The organism is Microcoleus sp. A006_D1 (genome assembly GCF_036702805.1).
Lineage (GTDB): Bacteria > Cyanobacteriota > Cyanobacteriia > Cyanobacteriales > Microcoleaceae > Microcoleus.
Window position 1 is genome coordinate 242,936 of sequence record NZ_JAUBVZ010000003.1, and the last position, 15,459, is coordinate 258,394.

At 45.5% G+C, this 15,459-nt stretch carries 14 protein-coding genes; 3 read left to right on the forward strand and 11 right to left on the reverse strand.

Annotation, left to right across the window (positions count from 1 at the left end; translation table 11 throughout):
* Positions 1 to 55: 55 nt before the first annotated feature.
* Together QUB68_RS06660 and QUB68_RS06665 are read left to right on the forward strand one after the other, a co-directional pair.
* A complete protein-coding gene (locus tag QUB68_RS06660) occupies positions 56 to 316 on the forward strand; it encodes a hypothetical protein (RefSeq protein WP_332990566.1) in 261 nt (86 codons plus the stop codon).
* 192 nt (positions 317 to 508) lie between these two features.
* On the forward strand, positions 509 to 679 hold the full coding sequence (locus QUB68_RS06665; RefSeq protein ID WP_332990568.1) for a hypothetical protein: 171 nt from the start codon (positions 509 to 511) through the stop codon (positions 677 to 679).
* 268 nt (positions 680 to 947) lie between these two features.
* On the opposite strand, the gene ppk1 is transcribed toward QUB68_RS06665, so the two are convergent.
* From ppk1 to QUB68_RS06690, 5 genes are all read right to left on the reverse strand, one after another.
* Positions 948 to 3,131 (reverse strand): polyphosphate kinase 1, encoded by a 2,184-nt coding sequence (ppk1, locus tag QUB68_RS06670; RefSeq protein ID WP_332990571.1) that lies wholly within the window; start codon positions 3,129 to 3,131, stop codon positions 948 to 950.
* 170 nt (positions 3,132 to 3,301) lie between these two features.
* Positions 3,302 to 3,550, reverse strand: coding sequence for a hypothetical protein (locus tag QUB68_RS06675; RefSeq protein WP_332990573.1), 249 nt, complete (start codon positions 3,548 to 3,550; stop codon positions 3,302 to 3,304).
* Entirely contained in the window at positions 3,513 to 7,733 is a 4,221-nt protein-coding gene (locus tag QUB68_RS06680; protein WP_332990575.1) for a HEAT repeat domain-containing protein, read from the reverse strand. The genes QUB68_RS06675 and QUB68_RS06680 overlap by 38 nt, the downstream gene beginning before the upstream one ends.
* Before the next feature lie 77 nt (positions 7,734 to 7,810).
* The gene (locus QUB68_RS06685) at positions 7,811 to 8,197 is read right to left on the reverse strand and encodes a helix-turn-helix domain-containing transcriptional regulator (RefSeq protein ID WP_332990577.1); all 387 of its coding nucleotides are present in this window, start codon (positions 8,195 to 8,197) and stop codon (positions 7,811 to 7,813) included.
* Positions 8,198 to 8,353: 156 nt separating this feature from the next.
* The gene (locus tag QUB68_RS06690) at positions 8,354 to 8,572 is read right to left on the reverse strand and encodes a helix-turn-helix domain-containing protein (protein ID WP_265239067.1); all 219 of its coding nucleotides are present in this window, start codon (positions 8,570 to 8,572) and stop codon (positions 8,354 to 8,356) included.
* A gap of 162 nt (positions 8,573 to 8,734) precedes the next feature.
* Between QUB68_RS06690 and QUB68_RS06695 the strand changes: the two genes are divergently transcribed.
* Complete coding sequence (locus QUB68_RS06695; RefSeq protein ID WP_332990579.1) at positions 8,735 to 9,205, forward strand: hypothetical protein; 471 nt, start codon at positions 8,735 to 8,737, stop codon at positions 9,203 to 9,205.
* 301 nt (positions 9,206 to 9,506) lie between these two features.
* Here QUB68_RS06695 and QUB68_RS06700 read toward each other — a convergent pair whose 3' ends face one another.
* The 6 genes from QUB68_RS06700 to QUB68_RS06725 all read right to left on the reverse strand — a co-directional run bounded on the left by QUB68_RS06700 (position 9,507) and on the right by QUB68_RS06725 (position 15,152).
* On the reverse strand, positions 9,507 to 10,895 hold the full coding sequence (locus tag QUB68_RS06700) for a UDP-glucose dehydrogenase family protein (protein ID WP_332990581.1): 1,389 nt from the start codon (positions 10,893 to 10,895) through the stop codon (positions 9,507 to 9,509).
* A gap of 225 nt (positions 10,896 to 11,120) precedes the next feature.
* Positions 11,121 to 12,059: a UDP-glucuronic acid decarboxylase family protein gene (locus QUB68_RS06705; protein WP_332990582.1), complete on the reverse strand. Its 939-nt coding sequence runs from the start codon at positions 12,057 to 12,059 to the stop codon at positions 11,121 to 11,123.
* A gap of 353 nt (positions 12,060 to 12,412) precedes the next feature.
* Positions 12,413 to 13,534 carry a DegT/DnrJ/EryC1/StrS family aminotransferase gene (locus QUB68_RS06710; protein WP_332990583.1) on the reverse strand — a complete coding sequence of 374 codons (1,122 nt, stop codon included), beginning with the start codon at positions 13,532 to 13,534 and terminating at the stop codon, positions 12,413 to 12,415.
* Positions 13,535 to 13,544: 10 nt separating this feature from the next.
* Complete coding sequence (locus QUB68_RS06715) at positions 13,545 to 14,177, reverse strand: sugar transferase (RefSeq protein WP_332990584.1); 633 nt, start codon at positions 14,175 to 14,177, stop codon at positions 13,545 to 13,547.
* A 17-nt stretch (positions 14,178 to 14,194) separates the two neighbouring features.
* Positions 14,195 to 14,446: a hypothetical protein gene (locus tag QUB68_RS06720; protein ID WP_332990585.1), complete on the reverse strand. Its 252-nt coding sequence runs from the start codon at positions 14,444 to 14,446 to the stop codon at positions 14,195 to 14,197.
* 70 nt (positions 14,447 to 14,516) lie between these two features.
* Complete coding sequence (locus tag QUB68_RS06725; RefSeq protein ID WP_332990586.1) at positions 14,517 to 15,152, reverse strand: acetyltransferase; 636 nt, start codon at positions 15,150 to 15,152, stop codon at positions 14,517 to 14,519.
* Positions 15,153 to 15,459: the final 307 nt, after the last annotated feature.

Consider the following 15,459-nt stretch of genomic DNA (forward strand, 5'->3'; position numbering starts at 1 on the left):
TATAGAGAGTTGAGGTCGCGATCGATCCTCTTGCCCTTTCAACCAATTTTCGGACATGATTAAAGACGAAGACAAACAAAATGCTGGAGCAAACAAGTCGGTTCTAGAGCAGATTAACTCGCTCAAACGCGAAGATGAAAGGCTTTATAATATCTTAGCGATCGATGTCTGGGCCCTAGCCAAGACAATGGATGAATATCAACCGGGATTTTGGTCTGCTTTTATGAAAAACCGCGAGAAGGCCCTGAAGCGCTTTTTAGCTGAAATGATGAAAAACAAACCCACCGATACCAAACGTCCGCCTTTTCTGCGCTGAAGTTAGGCTAAAGTTTTGATGTACAATCAAACTATAACACAGACTTAAAAGTTCTTAGCACGTTCATCACTTACAATATAAAAATAGTGCAGGATTGGCTGGGAAAAGGTAGGTCTGTGAATTAAGAATCCCCGTCTGTACGCAGGGGGGAAAGTCACATATTTTTGTTAATACTAGCAAAGGCCAAAAACCATGGATGTACAGACAATCAAAGAGCGCGTAGCAGAGATCGAAGTCAAGCGGGAATCCCTGGTGCGACTGTTAGACCGATCGGACTTGGGAGCTCTGAGAATCGATGTCAGTCAGGCGATCGAGGAAATTGACGATTTGTTAGAAGAATTTAAACGCACTTTTAACAGTTGACAGTTGGCAGTTGACAGTTGACAGTTGGCAGTTGGCAGTTGGCAGTTGGCAGTTGGCAGTTGGCAGTTGAGAGTTGTCGCGCATTTAATTTGCATATTTCGGTGTATTAAAAACTTTCTGGGGTGGGCATCTTGCTCGCCCTAACAGTTAAAGTTAAATGCAGTACAGCTTAATAGCTAACAATAACTGACAACGACTAACTGCAAATTTGACCAATGACCACTGACCAATGACCACTGACCACTGTCAACTGTCAACTGTCAACTGACTAACTCATCGCCATATCCATTAAAATTTGCTGAGAGCTCACCTCCGGGGAATTAGCAGGAGGCCGCCGCTGAGAATAGTGTCCCGCAGGCTGCAAATCCCAAGCTTGGCGATTGTCCGCCAACATCACACCCAAGATTTCTTGCAACTCCATCAGAATAGTCGGATCTTCCACTTGCACGATCGCCTCTACCCGCCTTGTGAGATTGCGCTGCATCCAGTCAGCAGAACCAATATACACCTCTTCGGCACCACCGTTGAAAAAATAAAACATCCGCGAATGTTCTAAAAAGCGGCCGATAATACTGATAACTTTGATATTGTCGCTAACACCCTCAACGCCGGGACGCAAACAGCAAATCCCCCGAATAATCAAATCAATTTTAACACCAGCTTGCGATGCTTCGTACAAAGCAACAATGATTTGAGGGTCAACTAAAGCATTCATTTTCGCGACAATTCGGCCGCAGCTACCCGTGCCGTTTTCGGCATTCAAGCGGCAGAAGTCGGCCTCGCGGCGGATTAAAGCTAAAAATCGATCGCGCATATTGACCGGCGCCACCAACAATTTTCGATAAGTTATCTGCCGCGAATAACCGGTTAAATAATTAAACAAGTCCGTCAAATCCGCACCCAAATCTTCGCGACAACTCAACAAACCCACATCCGTATACAGTCCAGCCGTTTTCGGGTTGTAATTTCCCGTGCCGATGTGGACGTAGCGGCGGATGCAATTGGTCTCGCGGCGGACTACCATCACAATCTTGGTGTGGGTTTTGAGTCCCACCAAACCGTAAACTACGTGCACTCCCGCTTGTTCTAACTTGCGAGCCCAATTAATGTTATTTTCTTCGTCAAACCGGGCTTTGAGCTCTACTAAAACGGCTACCTGCTTGCCGTTTTCCGCTGCTTGAATTAAAGAACTGACGATCGGCGAATCACCAGAAGTGCGGTATAAAGTCATCTTAATCGCTAATACCGAGCGATCGTACGCCGCCTCAGTAATAAACCGCTGGACAGTCGCCGCAAACGAGTGATAAGGATGATGCAGCATCAAATCCCCCTGGCGGATTGCCGTGAAAATATCCTCACCCTCCTCAACATCCAACATCGATTTGCCTAAAATCATCGGCGATTCCGAGTTCCGCAAACGGGGCGGCACCACCGGAGTCCAAGGCTGGTCTTTGAGTTCCGGCACCGGCAGCCCGATAAAATTCATCAAATCCTTGAGGCCTAGCAGCCCTTCTACGACGTAAACATCCTGCTCACCGATATCCAACTCATCCATCAACATATCTCGCAGTGCAGGCGGCATAATCGCTTGAATTTCCAGGCGCACCGCAGAACCTGTAAATCGGCGCTTGCGGAGTTCCTGTTCTATGGCCAGCAGCAAATCCTCTGCCTCCTCTTCCTCCACAGTCAAATCGGAATTGCGAGTAATCCGAAACGGGTGATATTCCTGAATGTCCATCCCCGGAAACAAAGCCTCTAAATTGTGGGCGATTACCTGTTCTAGAGGTACGCCCGTCCACACAGGAGATTTGCCTTTTTGCTGCCACTGCAAATCCTTTGGTAGCTGCAAAAATCTGGGCAAAACCTGCGGTACTTTGACGCGGGCAAATAGTTCTTCGCGGGTGTCGGGATCTCTGACAATTACTGCTAAATTAAGACTGAGATTGGATAGAAAGGGGAATGGATGACTGGGGTCAACTGCTAGGGGTGTGAGTACGGGAAATACTTGTTCTTGGAAGTAGCGGTGCAAGTAATTTCGCTGTTCTTGATTGAGGTCAATGTAGTCGAGAATGTGGATGCCGTTTGCTACTAATTTCGGCCGCAGGGTTTGGTCAAAATAGGCGTGTTGCTGAGTCACCATCGGCAACAAGCGCTTGTGGATGGCATCTAGCTGTTCTTGGGGCTTGCTGCCGTCGGAGGTCAATTTGCTGACTTTTGCTTCTACTTGCTGTTTCAGGGCCGCTACTCGCACCATGAAGTATTCGTCTAGGTTTGAGCTAAAAATAGCGAGGAATTTGAGTCTTTCTAGGAGGGGCGTGCGGGGGTCTAGGGCTTCGTGGAGCACGCGGTTGTTGAATTCTAGCCAGCTTTGTTCTCGGTTGAAGTAGTATTGGGGGTCGCTGAGGTTGATTTCGGTGTAGGTTTTGGCTGGGGTCTTTTTTTGCTTGGACATGGTTTGGGGGAGTCTTTTGGGGAGGCTCGATTGATGGCGTGTGTGAATTAGTATTGTAGGTTAAAGGCCGAATACGGAGACGGCAGTGCCGTTTCCCTACCATGTTTGATTCGATGAGATGTGATGTCTGGCCGAATACGGAGACGGCAGTGCCGTTTCCCTACCGTATTTTATTCGATGATATGTGATGTCTGGCCACACATTTGCATAATATATCCGTAGGGAAACGGCATTGCCGTGTCCGGCCAAATTCGATCGAATAATACGTGAAGTTCGATCGCACATTCTCCTAATATATCCGTAGGGAAACGGCACTGCCGTGTCCGGCCATATTTCCCATAACATCCGTAGGGAAACGGCACTGCCGTGTCCGCCCCAACATCACGCACCAATCCCCGCAATCCAATTCTGCACCGCATCCAACAAATCCTCTCCATCGGCGGCAAAACCTGTTAATGGCAATTCCAGCGGTGTATCGGTAATCCAGGCGATATGAATACCCATGTGAGAGTCGGCGAGTTTGCGGGTGAAAGACGAAAGCGCATTTTCGCAGGGGCATGAGTGCAAAATTAAGGCGATGTGCGGTTTTTGCAGCCGATTTTTGAGTTGGGGAATTAATCGCTTGAATTCGGGGGCGTTGCGGATTGCGGGGATGTCTGTATCTGCGGGGAAGATTGTTTGATATAGTTGGGTACAGAGTTCTTGGGCGATCGCGCTTATATCGGTTTCGCCTTCTAGGGCGCGAATGTTGAGGGGCACGGGGAAGGCTTTATCTGTGGGTTTGAGTTGTTTTAGGAGTGTGGTGCGATCGGTGTTTTGTCGGTGGTTGTAGGGTATTGGGCAATTGGTGGGTTGAGTGTGCCATGCTTGATAAAAGTCTGGGTAAGTCAGATTTTGGGCACAGTTCCAGATGACTTCGTAGCATCTTTTAAAGCGATCTAAATCGTTTTCACGTACTTCGGAAGTTAGGCAGTCTTTCAATCCTGAGACTGCGATCGCGAAGTGTTTATCTTTCATGATTTCCGGTAATCTATATGCCGCTTTACTCCGCGTACCTTCATCACCTGAATTGCGGATTAACTCAACTAAAGTCGCGACGACAAGTGGGTTGTCTTTGTCTATTTTTTCTAAACTTTCTGCCGCTTGCCAACGAATATGTTCATTTTGATAATTACCGATTAACTCGACTAAAGTGGCGATCGTAACTGGGTTATCTTTACCTATATTTCCTAAGCTATATGCCACGTCGATCAGGGTACTTTCATCCTGACAAGTACGGATGAACTCGACTAAAGTGGCGATCGCAACTGGGTTATCTTTACCTATTCGCCCTAAGCTAGATGCTGCTACCCTACGGATAGATTCATCACCTGAATTGCGGATTAATTCGACTAAAGCTTCGATCGCGACTGGGTTATTTTTGTCTATTTTACCTAAGTTATATCCCGCTAGCCCCCGCAGGATAACTTCATCACGACCTGAATTGCGGATTAACTCGGCTAAAGCGACGATCGCCACGGGGTTATCTTTGCCTATTTGCGCTAAGTTATATACAGCTTGCCATTCGATAGATTCATCACCTGAACTGCGAATTAACTCCACTAAAGCTTCGATAGCAACTGGGTTATCTTTGTCTATTGTCCCTAAGCTAAGTGCGGCGTTCATCAGGGTAAACTTATCACCTGAATTGCGAATCAACTCCGCTAAAGCTTCGATCGCAACTGGGTTGTTTTTGTCTATTACCCCTAAGATATGTGCCGCTTTTATCAGGGTAAACTTATCACCTGAATTGCGAATCAACTCCGCTAAAGCTTCGATCGCAACTGGGTTGTTTTTGCCTATTTTTTCTAAAATTCGTGCCACTTTCCTCCCGGTAGATTCCTGCTGACAAGTACCGATCAAATCGACTAAAGCTTCGATCACAACTGGATTATCTTGGCCTATTTCTTCTAAGCTATATGCCGCTAGACTCCCGGTAGATTCCTGCTGACAAGTACCGATTAAATCGACTAAAGCTTCGATCGCAACTGGGTGATATTTGTCTATTTTCCCTAAGCTATGTGCCGCTAGACACCGGGTCTTTTCATCACCTGAATTGCGGGTTAACTCGACTAAAGCGGAGATAGCTTCTGGGTAATCTTTGTATATTCCTCCTAAGCTTTCTGCTACTTCTATCCGGGTATATTCATCAATCTGATAAGTATCGATTAACTGGACTAAAGCGGAGATAGCCCTTTCCCTATCCGTCTCTTTCATTATCTCCCTTGAACCCTCTCCAAGAAGTGGATAGAGAAATGTTTCCCACTCCTGTTTTTCTTCATTAAAATAACCAAATCCCCACTTAACAATCTGAGATACAATCTCATCAGCAATACTACAATCCTTAAACTCAGCAATCCCCGCAGCCGCCATAAAATACGCCCGATATTTATAAAATCCATCACACCCATCCTCAAACTCAACCAACGCCTTAATAAACGCTTCCTTCTCCTCTTTCCCAACCTCCTCACGCCCCAACCACAGCAAAATAACCTCCTTCCACTGCTTCTCAAAAATGCGATATCGAGCATCAGGATGCTGCGGATTCTTAGGAAAATGATTCAAGAAAAAGTGCCAATCCTCAACCGCCAAAGCCGCAAAATATTCCTGAAAAGTCGGATGATAAAAAGCATAAATCCCTTCCATCGTCTCCGCATCCCTCGCCACCAAATTCAGCCAACCCAAATCGCCAGCCAACTCAAACAGCGATGCACCCATCACCCGATATCCCACACTTTCTCGTAACTGAAACCGCGACGTTTCATTTAACATCCCAGCAAAAGCCAAATTCCCCAAAGCCGCATTCAACTCCTGCTGCTGACTCCAATTCAGGAGCGGTTTCTTCCACTGATACAAAGTAGTCACAAACCGCCGATAAAGCTTAGCCTTAGTGTCCGGCAAATCCCCATCCAACGACTGCCAAGTACCGCACAGCAGCGAACATCTCAGAGGGTTTTTTACTAAGTCTTGAATTCGCTCTTTCCCCGATGCTGCTAATGCTTCCCGTAGCTGTTGGGAAAGCACCCCCCCAGCCCCCCTTGCTAAGGGGGGAGTAAGAGGTTCTACTTCTCCTGTCACCTCTTCTTCCTCTCTTGTCCCCCCCCTTAGCAAGGGGGGGTTAGGGGGGGTTCCAAACCACTTATCAATAAACATTTCCACCTGTTCAGGATAGGAAAACTCCAGAGTACGATAAGTATCAAAAGTATCCAACGCAGAGCCGATCGCATCCCAGACATTCTGCCGACAACTTAGCACAATCCGCGCCCTTTGAACACAGCCGCCAGTTCTAATTTGCCGCTGAATTTCCGCCAAAGGATTACCATCACCCGCAGCCATCTCATCCGCGCCATCCAACACCAACCAAACCCGCTCAGCATTAAACAAAGCTAAAAAATCATCCTTAATATCCGCCGTCGCCTCAGCCTTCCCAACCCTCTTAATTGCCGCCAGCAGCCAACTATCAAATAAATAGGTTTCTAAATCCTTCCCCTGCAAATCTGCCAAAGACACCCAAATCACAATCGCCTCCGAAATTTCAGCAGCAACCCAATTAGCAATCTGCCGCAACAGCGTAGTTTTCCCCGCCCCCGGTTCCCCAATAATTCCTAACCGCTTCCCATTGCTTTTCGGGCTACTTCCTCCCCGCAAAACTTGTTCGAGAAACTCGCTATGTTCAAAGGTTTGAGTTACTTCTTTTTCGCGGTACAAATCCGAACCTTCCTCAGCCGCCAAATCCGGGCGCTTGTCAGGCACTTTGTGCCGTTCCACCAAACCCAGCGGCACATAAACATCATCAATTTGATGGTTGCCAAAAGTTAGCTGATTGCTACTAAGCCGCTGCTGTTCTTTTTCGTCTAAAATCTGCTGACAAATACTCTGCCAGTCAATCGGTTGGTAAACAATCCGGCTCTTTTCGACAATCTCCTCAAGCCAAGCATACATCTCTTGGGTTGTGCGATCGATCCGCGTTAAACTCTGCCCGGTAAATATCTGAAAAACCTTTTCATTTTCCTTGATTTCCTGAGCAAAGTATGCTGATACCAAGGCAAATAACTCTTGCTCTAACTTGGTTTTGTATGGTGCGACATCGCAATTTTCCAGGGCAACTTCCAGCAGTTTTTGCTTAACTGCTGCTACCCGATTCTGCTTTAACTCATCTGTCGCAGTCAGCAGCAATTCTATCTCATCTAAACCCTCAATCGGAATTCCAGACGGGACTGTTTCTTTCTCAACTTGCTCTAACTCTAATTTGAGCTTTTCGAGCTTTCGTTTCAACCAATCAAAATCCCTGCGCCTGTCTTGCAGCGAATAGGCAAAACTGTCTCGGTTAGCGCTATTTTTCGGATCGATTTCCTGTTTGCATTCTGAGGCGATTTGTTGCTGAGCTTTCAGGAAAGAAGTTTTTAGCGCTTTTTCTAAATCGTGATTGACAATTTTCCCGTTTCGTGATACTTGTTTGATTCCAGTCAAACAAAGGTGCTTTGCTGCATCATTAACTTGAGTCCCCAGAATGCCTTGCCAAGCGACTGTGAAAAGCAAGCCCAAGGTAATCGGATCAGACATTTGACGGTTCTCCTGATGGGCTATTGCAAGGGGTTAGTTTGATTATAGGCGATCGACTTTAGTTGCGATCGATGGCTTCAGGAATTTCTCTGCTTAACAGTCACCGTCAGTTGAAAACCGAGTGCATCAAGTAAAGCAATCAAACAGTAAATTTCTGCTCCTTTTTTCTCAGACAATAGTTCGCCCAATTTTGCCAAAAGTGGTGTAGCATCTTCTGAGAGTTCATTCATCCTGTGACGGGCTTCAACAACATCATTTAATGCGAGCTTTAGCACCTCAAAATTCTCTTCTTCCAAGCAAGCCTCAATATAAGGAGCAGCCTCTAAAGGGTCTTTCAGAGATTCAATCAATTCTTCTTGATAGCTGATACTTCTAGATATCATCTCTACTTTTGCGATTAAATTTCCGGTAGGGAAACGGCACTGCCGTGTCCAAATTTCGGGACGATTATCTACTTGTTCCAAGGCACTGCCTGGTAACGCATATCTGGAGGCTCTGCCTCCATTCTACCAGCCGAGGCAGAGCCTCTGAATCTGGGTTCCCAGGCAGAGCCTTGGAACCAGTTTATCAGATTTAAAACTGATATAATCTACACCAAATACTCGATCGCCAAAAAGCACCTACTTTTCCATAATTACCACAAAATCCTCAATCATCACATCAAAAGTGCGGGCCAACTTGTGCACTGCTGCAAAGTCAACCATCGCCATCCCCTGAGAGCGGGCATAATTGCTAATCGTACTGTACCCCACGCCCGATCGCTCCGCAACCTCCTTCAGCGTCCATCCCTTCTCGGCCGCCAACTCTCGAACCCGCAGCCTGACTAAGCCTTTACTCATATAAACTCTTTACAAAATTTTGGATTTAGTATAATATAGCAAAAAGCGATCGCCCCCGGTCAGCGAAACTAAAGACGATCGCCAGTTAAAATTAATCCCGACAGATAATTTCTGTCGATCGCACCCAGCAGATAGATTTACCAACCACCAGATGCACCTACAATGATATCAGAAAATCAGTTAAGATCGTCAGAGATCGGCGAATCAAAAATTATTCACAAATCGTCGATCGTCAATCCGCGATCGAGATTTGTCACCGAAGAAACAGTAGCACTTTTGTTCAACATCACACCCGACCAAATTTACCGAATCGAATGCTGTCACAACATGGTGTACGTGCACGCCAAAGGCCTCAGCAGGTTCGTCAGCTACGCCGATTTCCCCCCAATCTTAGAAGTAAAACCAGCCTGCACCCAAGACTATCTCGGCTGGTACAAACGCTGGAAACGCACCCAAGCACCAGAATTTTGGACTAAATTCTATGCGTACAACTTCAAAGCCGCTGTTTCAGTTGACAGCTTGTATGAATGGGGTAAATTAGTCGCTACAGTTAAATCAGTAATTTCTACCCCAGCACTGCAACAACTACGGGATGTTTACGCTCAAGAAAAAACCTTAATGGAAAGTTTCTAAAGCACGCGGATTTACCTCGATTGTTCGCTACCAGTAAATGTAAGGTGCGCAATGCAAAGCGTGTCAACTTAAGGTCAAACTTAGTACCAGTCTACTGTTTTACTATTAGGCCCCGATCCCCCCTAGCCCCCCTTAAAAAAGGGGGGGACAAGAGCGTTCAAAGTCCCCCTTAAAAATGGGGATTTAGGGGGATCGAGACTCCGCTAAAAGCGAGATTTATCAAGGAATTTAGCGTTAAGTTGACACCAATGGTGATCTTAGGCGCACCCTACGGGATAGAGATGCTACTCAAAACTCTTTCTTATCTTCCAATTCCCACGTATTGGAAACCAGCCGCTTCTAAAACCTTCTTATCTAAGAAATTGCGGCCATCAATCATCACCGCATGATCCATCAACTTCGCCATTTTTTCATAATCTAAATTCCGAAACTGTTCCCAATCAGTCACCAACACCAAAGCATCGCAACCATCAGCCAACCTTTCCGGATCGGTTTCTACCAAAACTCCCGACAAACCATGACGCATTCCAGTTTGAGAAACAATCGGATCGTAAGCTTTAACTCTTGCTCCCAACCGATTCAAATTCTCGATTAAATTTAGCGAAGGAGCATCCCGCAAATCATCAGTATCCGGCTTAAAAGTCAAGCCCAAAAGTCCGACAGTTTTACCTTTAAGAATCTTCAAAACTTGCTGCAACTTTTCAATTGCAATCAATCGCTGGCGTTCGTTAACTTCCACTGCGGCCTTCAGCAAATGCGCCTCATAACCGTAATCTTCAGCAGTATGAACTAATGCTGAAACATCTTTCGGGAAACAAGAACCGCCCCAACCAATGCCAGCTTGCAAAAACTTGCCGCCAATTCGCGAATCTAAACCGATACCTTTGGCTACTTGGGTAACATCTGCACCGACGCGATCGCAAATATTAGCAACTTCATTAATAAAGCTAATCTTAGTCGCCAAAAAAGCATTAGCTGCGTACTTAATCATTTCTGCGGAACTGATATCAGTCATCACCACGGGCACCGCGGGCAAAGACGCATTTTCTGCAAACTTGCGATCGACAATCGGCCTGTATAACTCTAGCATCATATCCATCGCCCGCTGAGAGTTGCTGCCGAGAACAATGCGATCGGGATTAAACGTATCGTGAACCGCGCAGCCCTCCCGCAAAAACTCCGGATTGCTAACCACATCAAATGCCACACCAGTTTTTGCTGCTACTTCCTCACCCGAAACCCCGTCACCGCTTTGAGCTTTTTGACGCTCGGCCAAACCGTCTAATACAATCCTCCGCACCCAATCTCCCGAACCGATAGGTACCGTAGATTTGTTGACAATCACTTTATAATCGCCGTCGAGGTGAGCCCCAATGCCGCGCGCCACCGCTTCCACGTAGCGAGTATCGCTTTCCCCAGTAGGTAAAGGAGGCGTCCCCACCGCAATAAATAAAATGTCCCCGTGAGCAACTCCTGCTGCTAAATCCGAAGTGAATTCTAGATTTCCCGATTGAGAAGCCGATTGCATTAATTCAGACAGTCCGGGCTCAAAAATTGGCGACTGTCCGGACTTCATTAATTTAACTTTTTCTTCGTTGTTATCAACACAAATCACGTGGTGGCCGATGTGGGCCAAGCAAGTGCCGGTGACTAAGCCAACGTATCCTGTACCGATGACGCATACACGCATAGAAATCTCCTCAAAGTTAGTAAACAGTTGACAGTTGATAGTTGACAGTTGATAGTTGACAGTTGATAGTTGATAGTTGACAGTTGATAGTTGACAGTTGATAGTTGTTATTAGTCAGTGGTTATTAGTCAGATTGCAGATTGCAGATTGAGGAAGTCCGAGGGAAGTGGAAATAAGTTAGAAGTAAAAATTCTCCTCCTGTCTCACTTTCCCACTCTCCCCTCTCTAATTGAGATTTCCCTCAATGCGATCGCGAAAATCCTTTATAGTCAACTCTAAACCTTGATCCAGTGGCACAGTTGGCTCCCAACCCAACCAATTTTTAGCAAGAGTAATATCCGGTTGTCGCTGTTTTGGATCGTCTTCCGGCAGCGGTTTAAAGATAATTTCTGCCCCGGGATTAATCATGTTTTGAATTTTCTGTGCCAGCTCCAAGATAGTATATTCGCCGGGATTCCCCAGATTCATCGGCCCGATTTGGTCGCTATTCATCAGTCGAATAAATCCTTCCACCAAATCGGAAACGTAGCAAAAACTCCGCGTTTGGGAACCGTCGCCATACACGGTCAGCGGTTGATTTCGCAAAGCTTGAACGATAAAATTGCTCACAACTCTGCCGTCATTCTCCAACATCCGGGGGCCATAGGTATTGAAAATTCGCACGACTCGAATATCTACCCCATTTTGGCGGTGGTAATCAAAAGATAGGGTTTCAGCTACTCGCTTCCCCTCGTCGTAACAGCTCCGAATACCGATACAATTAACATTACCGCGATAATCTTCTGTTTGGGGATGAACATCCGGGTCGCCGTACACTTCTGACGTGGAAGCCAGAAAAAATCTTGCCTTCACCCGTTTCGCCAATCCCAACATATTCATCGTGCCGATGACGTTTGTTTTAATTGTCTTGACAGGATTGTACTGATAGTGTATTGGGGAAGCTGGACAAGCCAGATGGTAAATCTGATCTACTTCTAGGCGAATCGGTTCTGTGATGTCGTGGCGGATCAGCTCAAAGTATGGGTTGTCCAGCCATTTGAGGATATGACGCTTAGTCCCGGTGTAAAAGTTATCCAGGCAGACTACCTCGTGTCCTTGGGCCATTAAGCGATCGATCAGATGGGAACCGATGAAACCCGCACCGCCTGTGACTAAAATTCTCATGGGGGAAACTGCCGTTCTGTTTAGAGTGTAAGACTGTGGTACAACGATTCAGTCGATCGAATCCAACTTGCTAATACAATAACAAAATTTCGATCGACAATGTAAAGACTTATCGGCAACCTTCATAAAATCTTTAATTAACTTAGCATTTTCAAATACAGTCAACAGAGTGCGATCGCTCCTGCATCTAAGCTACCTAATTTTATTTACACTTCGATATTTCCGAAAAAATACTGTTGACAGTATCTCCCAAGTCAATATATAATTATATCTCTGAATTTTTGGCAATTTTTTAGTTAGCAAACAAAAGATCGAGTCCTTACTACAAACCTAATAAGGACTTGCATTCCTTACTACAAAGCTAAGATCGCGCTGGTGACTCGTTCTAAATCTTCTTCAGTTAAATTCGATCCCGAAGGCAAGCAAAGACCCTGCTCAAATAACTCCTCAGCAACTTCACCTCCGATACATTCGCAGTCAGCAAATACAGGCTGCAAATGCAAAGGTTTCCACACCGGACGCGCTTCTATTTTCTGTTTTGCAAGTGCGAGGCGAACTTGTTCTCGATCGGCACCGAAAGCAGCAGGATTAATTGTCAAACAAGTCAGCCAGCGAGTAGCGCGCCCGAAATCAGCTTCCGGCATAAATTCGATTCCCGGCAGATTTCCCAAAGCTTGTTTGTAAACCTCAAAATTGTGCCGTCTCGCCTCGACTCGATCGCCCAAAACGCGCAATTGACCGCGACCAATCCCCGCTAAAACGTTGCTGAGGCGGTAGTTGTAGCCGATTTCCGTGTGTTGGTAGTGAGGAGCCGGATCGCGTGCTTGCGTCGCCAAGAAACGGGCTTTTTCTACCAGTTTTTGGTCGTCGGAAACTAACATTCCGCCGCCGGAAGTGGTGATAATTTTATTGCCGTTGAATGAGAAAATGCCGATTTTGCCAAAACTTCCCGGAGAACGGTTTTTGTAAGTAGCTCCTAGGCATTCGGCCGCATCTTCAATTAGCGGTATTTCATAGTCATTGCAAACTGCTAAAATAGGGTCAATATCGGCACTTTGACCGTAGAGGTGCACGATCGCAACAGCTTTGGGCAATTTTCCTAATTTGGCTCGTTTGTCCAGGGCTTCTCGCAACAATTCTGGATTCATGTTCCATGTGGTGCGATCGCTATCAATGAAAACAGGTTTTGCGCCTAAATAAGTAATCGGACTCGCCGTAGCAATAAACGTCAGAGTCGAGCAAAAAACTTCATCGCCTGCACTGACACCAATTAATTGTAAAGCTAAATGTAAAGCCGCAGTACCGGAACTGAGAGCAGCCGCGTGACTGGAACCGACAACATCGCAGAATTCCTGCTCAAAGGCATCGACGTGGGGGCCCACGGGGGCGATCCAGTTGGTGTCAAAGGCTTCTTGGACGAACTTTTGTTCTAGTTCGCCCATATGGGGAGTTGAGAGGAGGATTTGTTTTGTCATTGGGGAGACTTCATTCATTACCTTTAAACTCTTCACTTGTAACATGACCTTCTTGGCTGATTTCTTTTTGTCCCAAAACTTTACCTACTGTGAGGAACAGTATTTTTAAATCCAGCCACAAACTCCAATTATCCACATACCAAACATCTAGTTTGAATTTTTCTGGCCAACTAATGGCATTGCGACCGTTAATTTGCGCCCACCCGGTGATTCCGGGCATAACATCGTGGCGGCGTGCTTGTTCTGGGCTGTAGCGTTCTAGGTATCTTACTAATAAGGGGCGAGGGCCAACAAGGCTGATATCTCCTTTGAGAACGTTCCACAGTTGCGGAAGTTCGTCCAAACTGGTGCGACGCAAGAATTGACCGATCGCAGTTAGGCGTTTGTCGTCAGGGAGCAAGTTGCCTTCGGTATCGCGATCGCTCGTCATCGTACGAAATTTGTAGAAGTTGAAAACGCTGCCGTCTTTACCTGGCCGGGGTTGTGTGAACACAACCGGCGCACCCATGCGGATGTAAATGGCGATCGTCACTATTAAAAGTAGCGGAAAAAAAATCAGTAGGGCGATCGCGGCAACTAATCTATCTAATACCCACTTAACTAATCTGCTGAATTTGGTGATTGGCGATCGGTGATTATTCATGGTTCATTGCTCATCATTCATTTTTTACAGACAAAGTAAAGCATTCCTTGTAGGCGTTCATTCGCTAATGTTTCAATTGATTCTGGCATTCTTCCTTGTTTGATCTGATAACCAGAACCCACAGCAACTACTTGAAAACCCACTTTTTTCAAAATCTGTTCAGCCTCCTCAACTTGATACCAATAAGGATAAGGGCCTCGATCCAGAAGGGATAACCAGTTTGGTTTTCCACCAAGCTTCTGCCCAGGAATATATTGAATAGTACCCATCCAACACAATCAAACATTAATTCAGCAAAGTTCGCAAGTAAAGTAACAACATTGATGATAGATACAAATATTAGTGGCAGTAATTAGTATCAACTATTTTGGCTGGGCAACCGTAGGCTAAGCAATGGGAAGGAAGAGAGTGAATAACTACTGAACCTGCTCCACAGGTTGTTTCCTCTCCAATTTCTACGCCTGGACAAACTTTAGTGCCAACACCTAATAAAACACTTTTACCCAAACGAACTTGACCGCAAAGAGAAGAGCCAGGAGCTATGTGGCAATAATTATCAATTATGCAATCGTGATCGATAGTTGTACCAGTATTAACAATAACGTGATGGTTGATTTTGGCTTCAGTGTTGATAGCAGTATTAGCCATAATGACGGTACCAGGAGCAATTTCAACTCCTAATGCAATTTGTGCTGAAGGATGAATTGCAGTTGTGAAAGAATATCCCAAATTTGTGAGCTTCTGAGCTATATACTTACGGATGCGATTATTACCTATAGCAACAATCCATTGACTATTTTCGACATCGATTGTCATCAGTTTTTCTGCTGATGGGTAAATTGGAATACCATAAATTTCAGTAATTTGTGGTGGTGGGTTATCATCAACAATTGCCGTAACTACTTGTCTCTGCCGATATAAAATATCTACAATAACTTTGGCGTGTCCGCCACAACCATACAAATAAATCTCCATACAGCCTCACCGCTACTCGTTTGATATAAAGTTTCCTGCACATTCATTTCAAAGTAGGCATTTTTTTTCTATTTCCAACTATGAAATCCTACTGTACTATCAACTTTCTTGTTGTCCATCATACAATATTTCTGATCCATTAGTGTGATATGCAGGGGGGAATTTGGTATTCAGTAGTTTCTCTACCTTGACCTTCTATATCTTGCAGATAATTCAATCTTACCATACATAGATGCAATTTTTATCCTCATATATCTATGAGTTTTTGTAAAAAATTTATCCCAGATAATATGATTTTGACTGACCA

What these genes read in the sequence shown, in the direction of transcription:
- QUB68_RS06665 (WP_332990568.1), top strand. Translation starts at nt 509, where the DNA reads ATGGATGTACAGACAATCAAAGAGCGCGTAGCAGAGATCGAAGTCAAG.
- QUB68_RS06690 (WP_265239067.1), bottom strand. Translation starts at nt 8,572, where the DNA reads ATGAGTAAAGGCTTAGTCAGGCTGCGGGTTCGAGAGTTGGCGGCCGAG.
- QUB68_RS06700 (WP_332990581.1), bottom strand. Translation starts at nt 10,895, where the DNA reads ATGCGTGTATGCGTCATCGGTACAGGATACGTTGGCTTAGTCACCGGC.
- QUB68_RS06680 (WP_332990575.1), bottom strand. Translation starts at nt 7,733, where the DNA reads ATGTCTGATCCGATTACCTTGGGCTTGCTTTTCACAGTCGCTTGGCAA.
- QUB68_RS06710 (WP_332990583.1), bottom strand. Translation starts at nt 13,534, where the DNA reads ATGACAAAACAAATCCTCCTCTCAACTCCCCATATGGGCGAACTAGAA.
- QUB68_RS06720 (WP_332990585.1), bottom strand. Translation starts at nt 14,446, where the DNA reads ATGGGTACTATTCAATATATTCCTGGGCAGAAGCTTGGTGGAAAACCA.
- QUB68_RS06715 (WP_332990584.1), bottom strand. Translation starts at nt 14,177, where the DNA reads ATGAATAATCACCGATCGCCAATCACCAAATTCAGCAGATTAGTTAAG.
- ppk1 (WP_332990571.1), bottom strand. Translation starts at nt 3,131, where the DNA reads ATGTCCAAGCAAAAAAAGACCCCAGCCAAAACCTACACCGAAATCAAC.
- QUB68_RS06675 (WP_332990573.1), bottom strand. Translation starts at nt 3,550, where the DNA reads ATGCGGTGCAGAATTGGATTGCGGGGATTGGTGCGTGATGTTGGGGCG.
- QUB68_RS06660 (WP_332990566.1), top strand. Translation starts at nt 56, where the DNA reads ATGATTAAAGACGAAGACAAACAAAATGCTGGAGCAAACAAGTCGGTT.
- QUB68_RS06695 (WP_332990579.1), top strand. Translation starts at nt 8,735, where the DNA reads ATGATATCAGAAAATCAGTTAAGATCGTCAGAGATCGGCGAATCAAAA.
- QUB68_RS06705 (WP_332990582.1), bottom strand. Translation starts at nt 12,059, where the DNA reads ATGAGAATTTTAGTCACAGGCGGTGCGGGTTTCATCGGTTCCCATCTG.
- QUB68_RS06725 (WP_332990586.1), bottom strand. Translation starts at nt 15,152, where the DNA reads ATGGAGATTTATTTGTATGGTTGTGGCGGACACGCCAAAGTTATTGTA.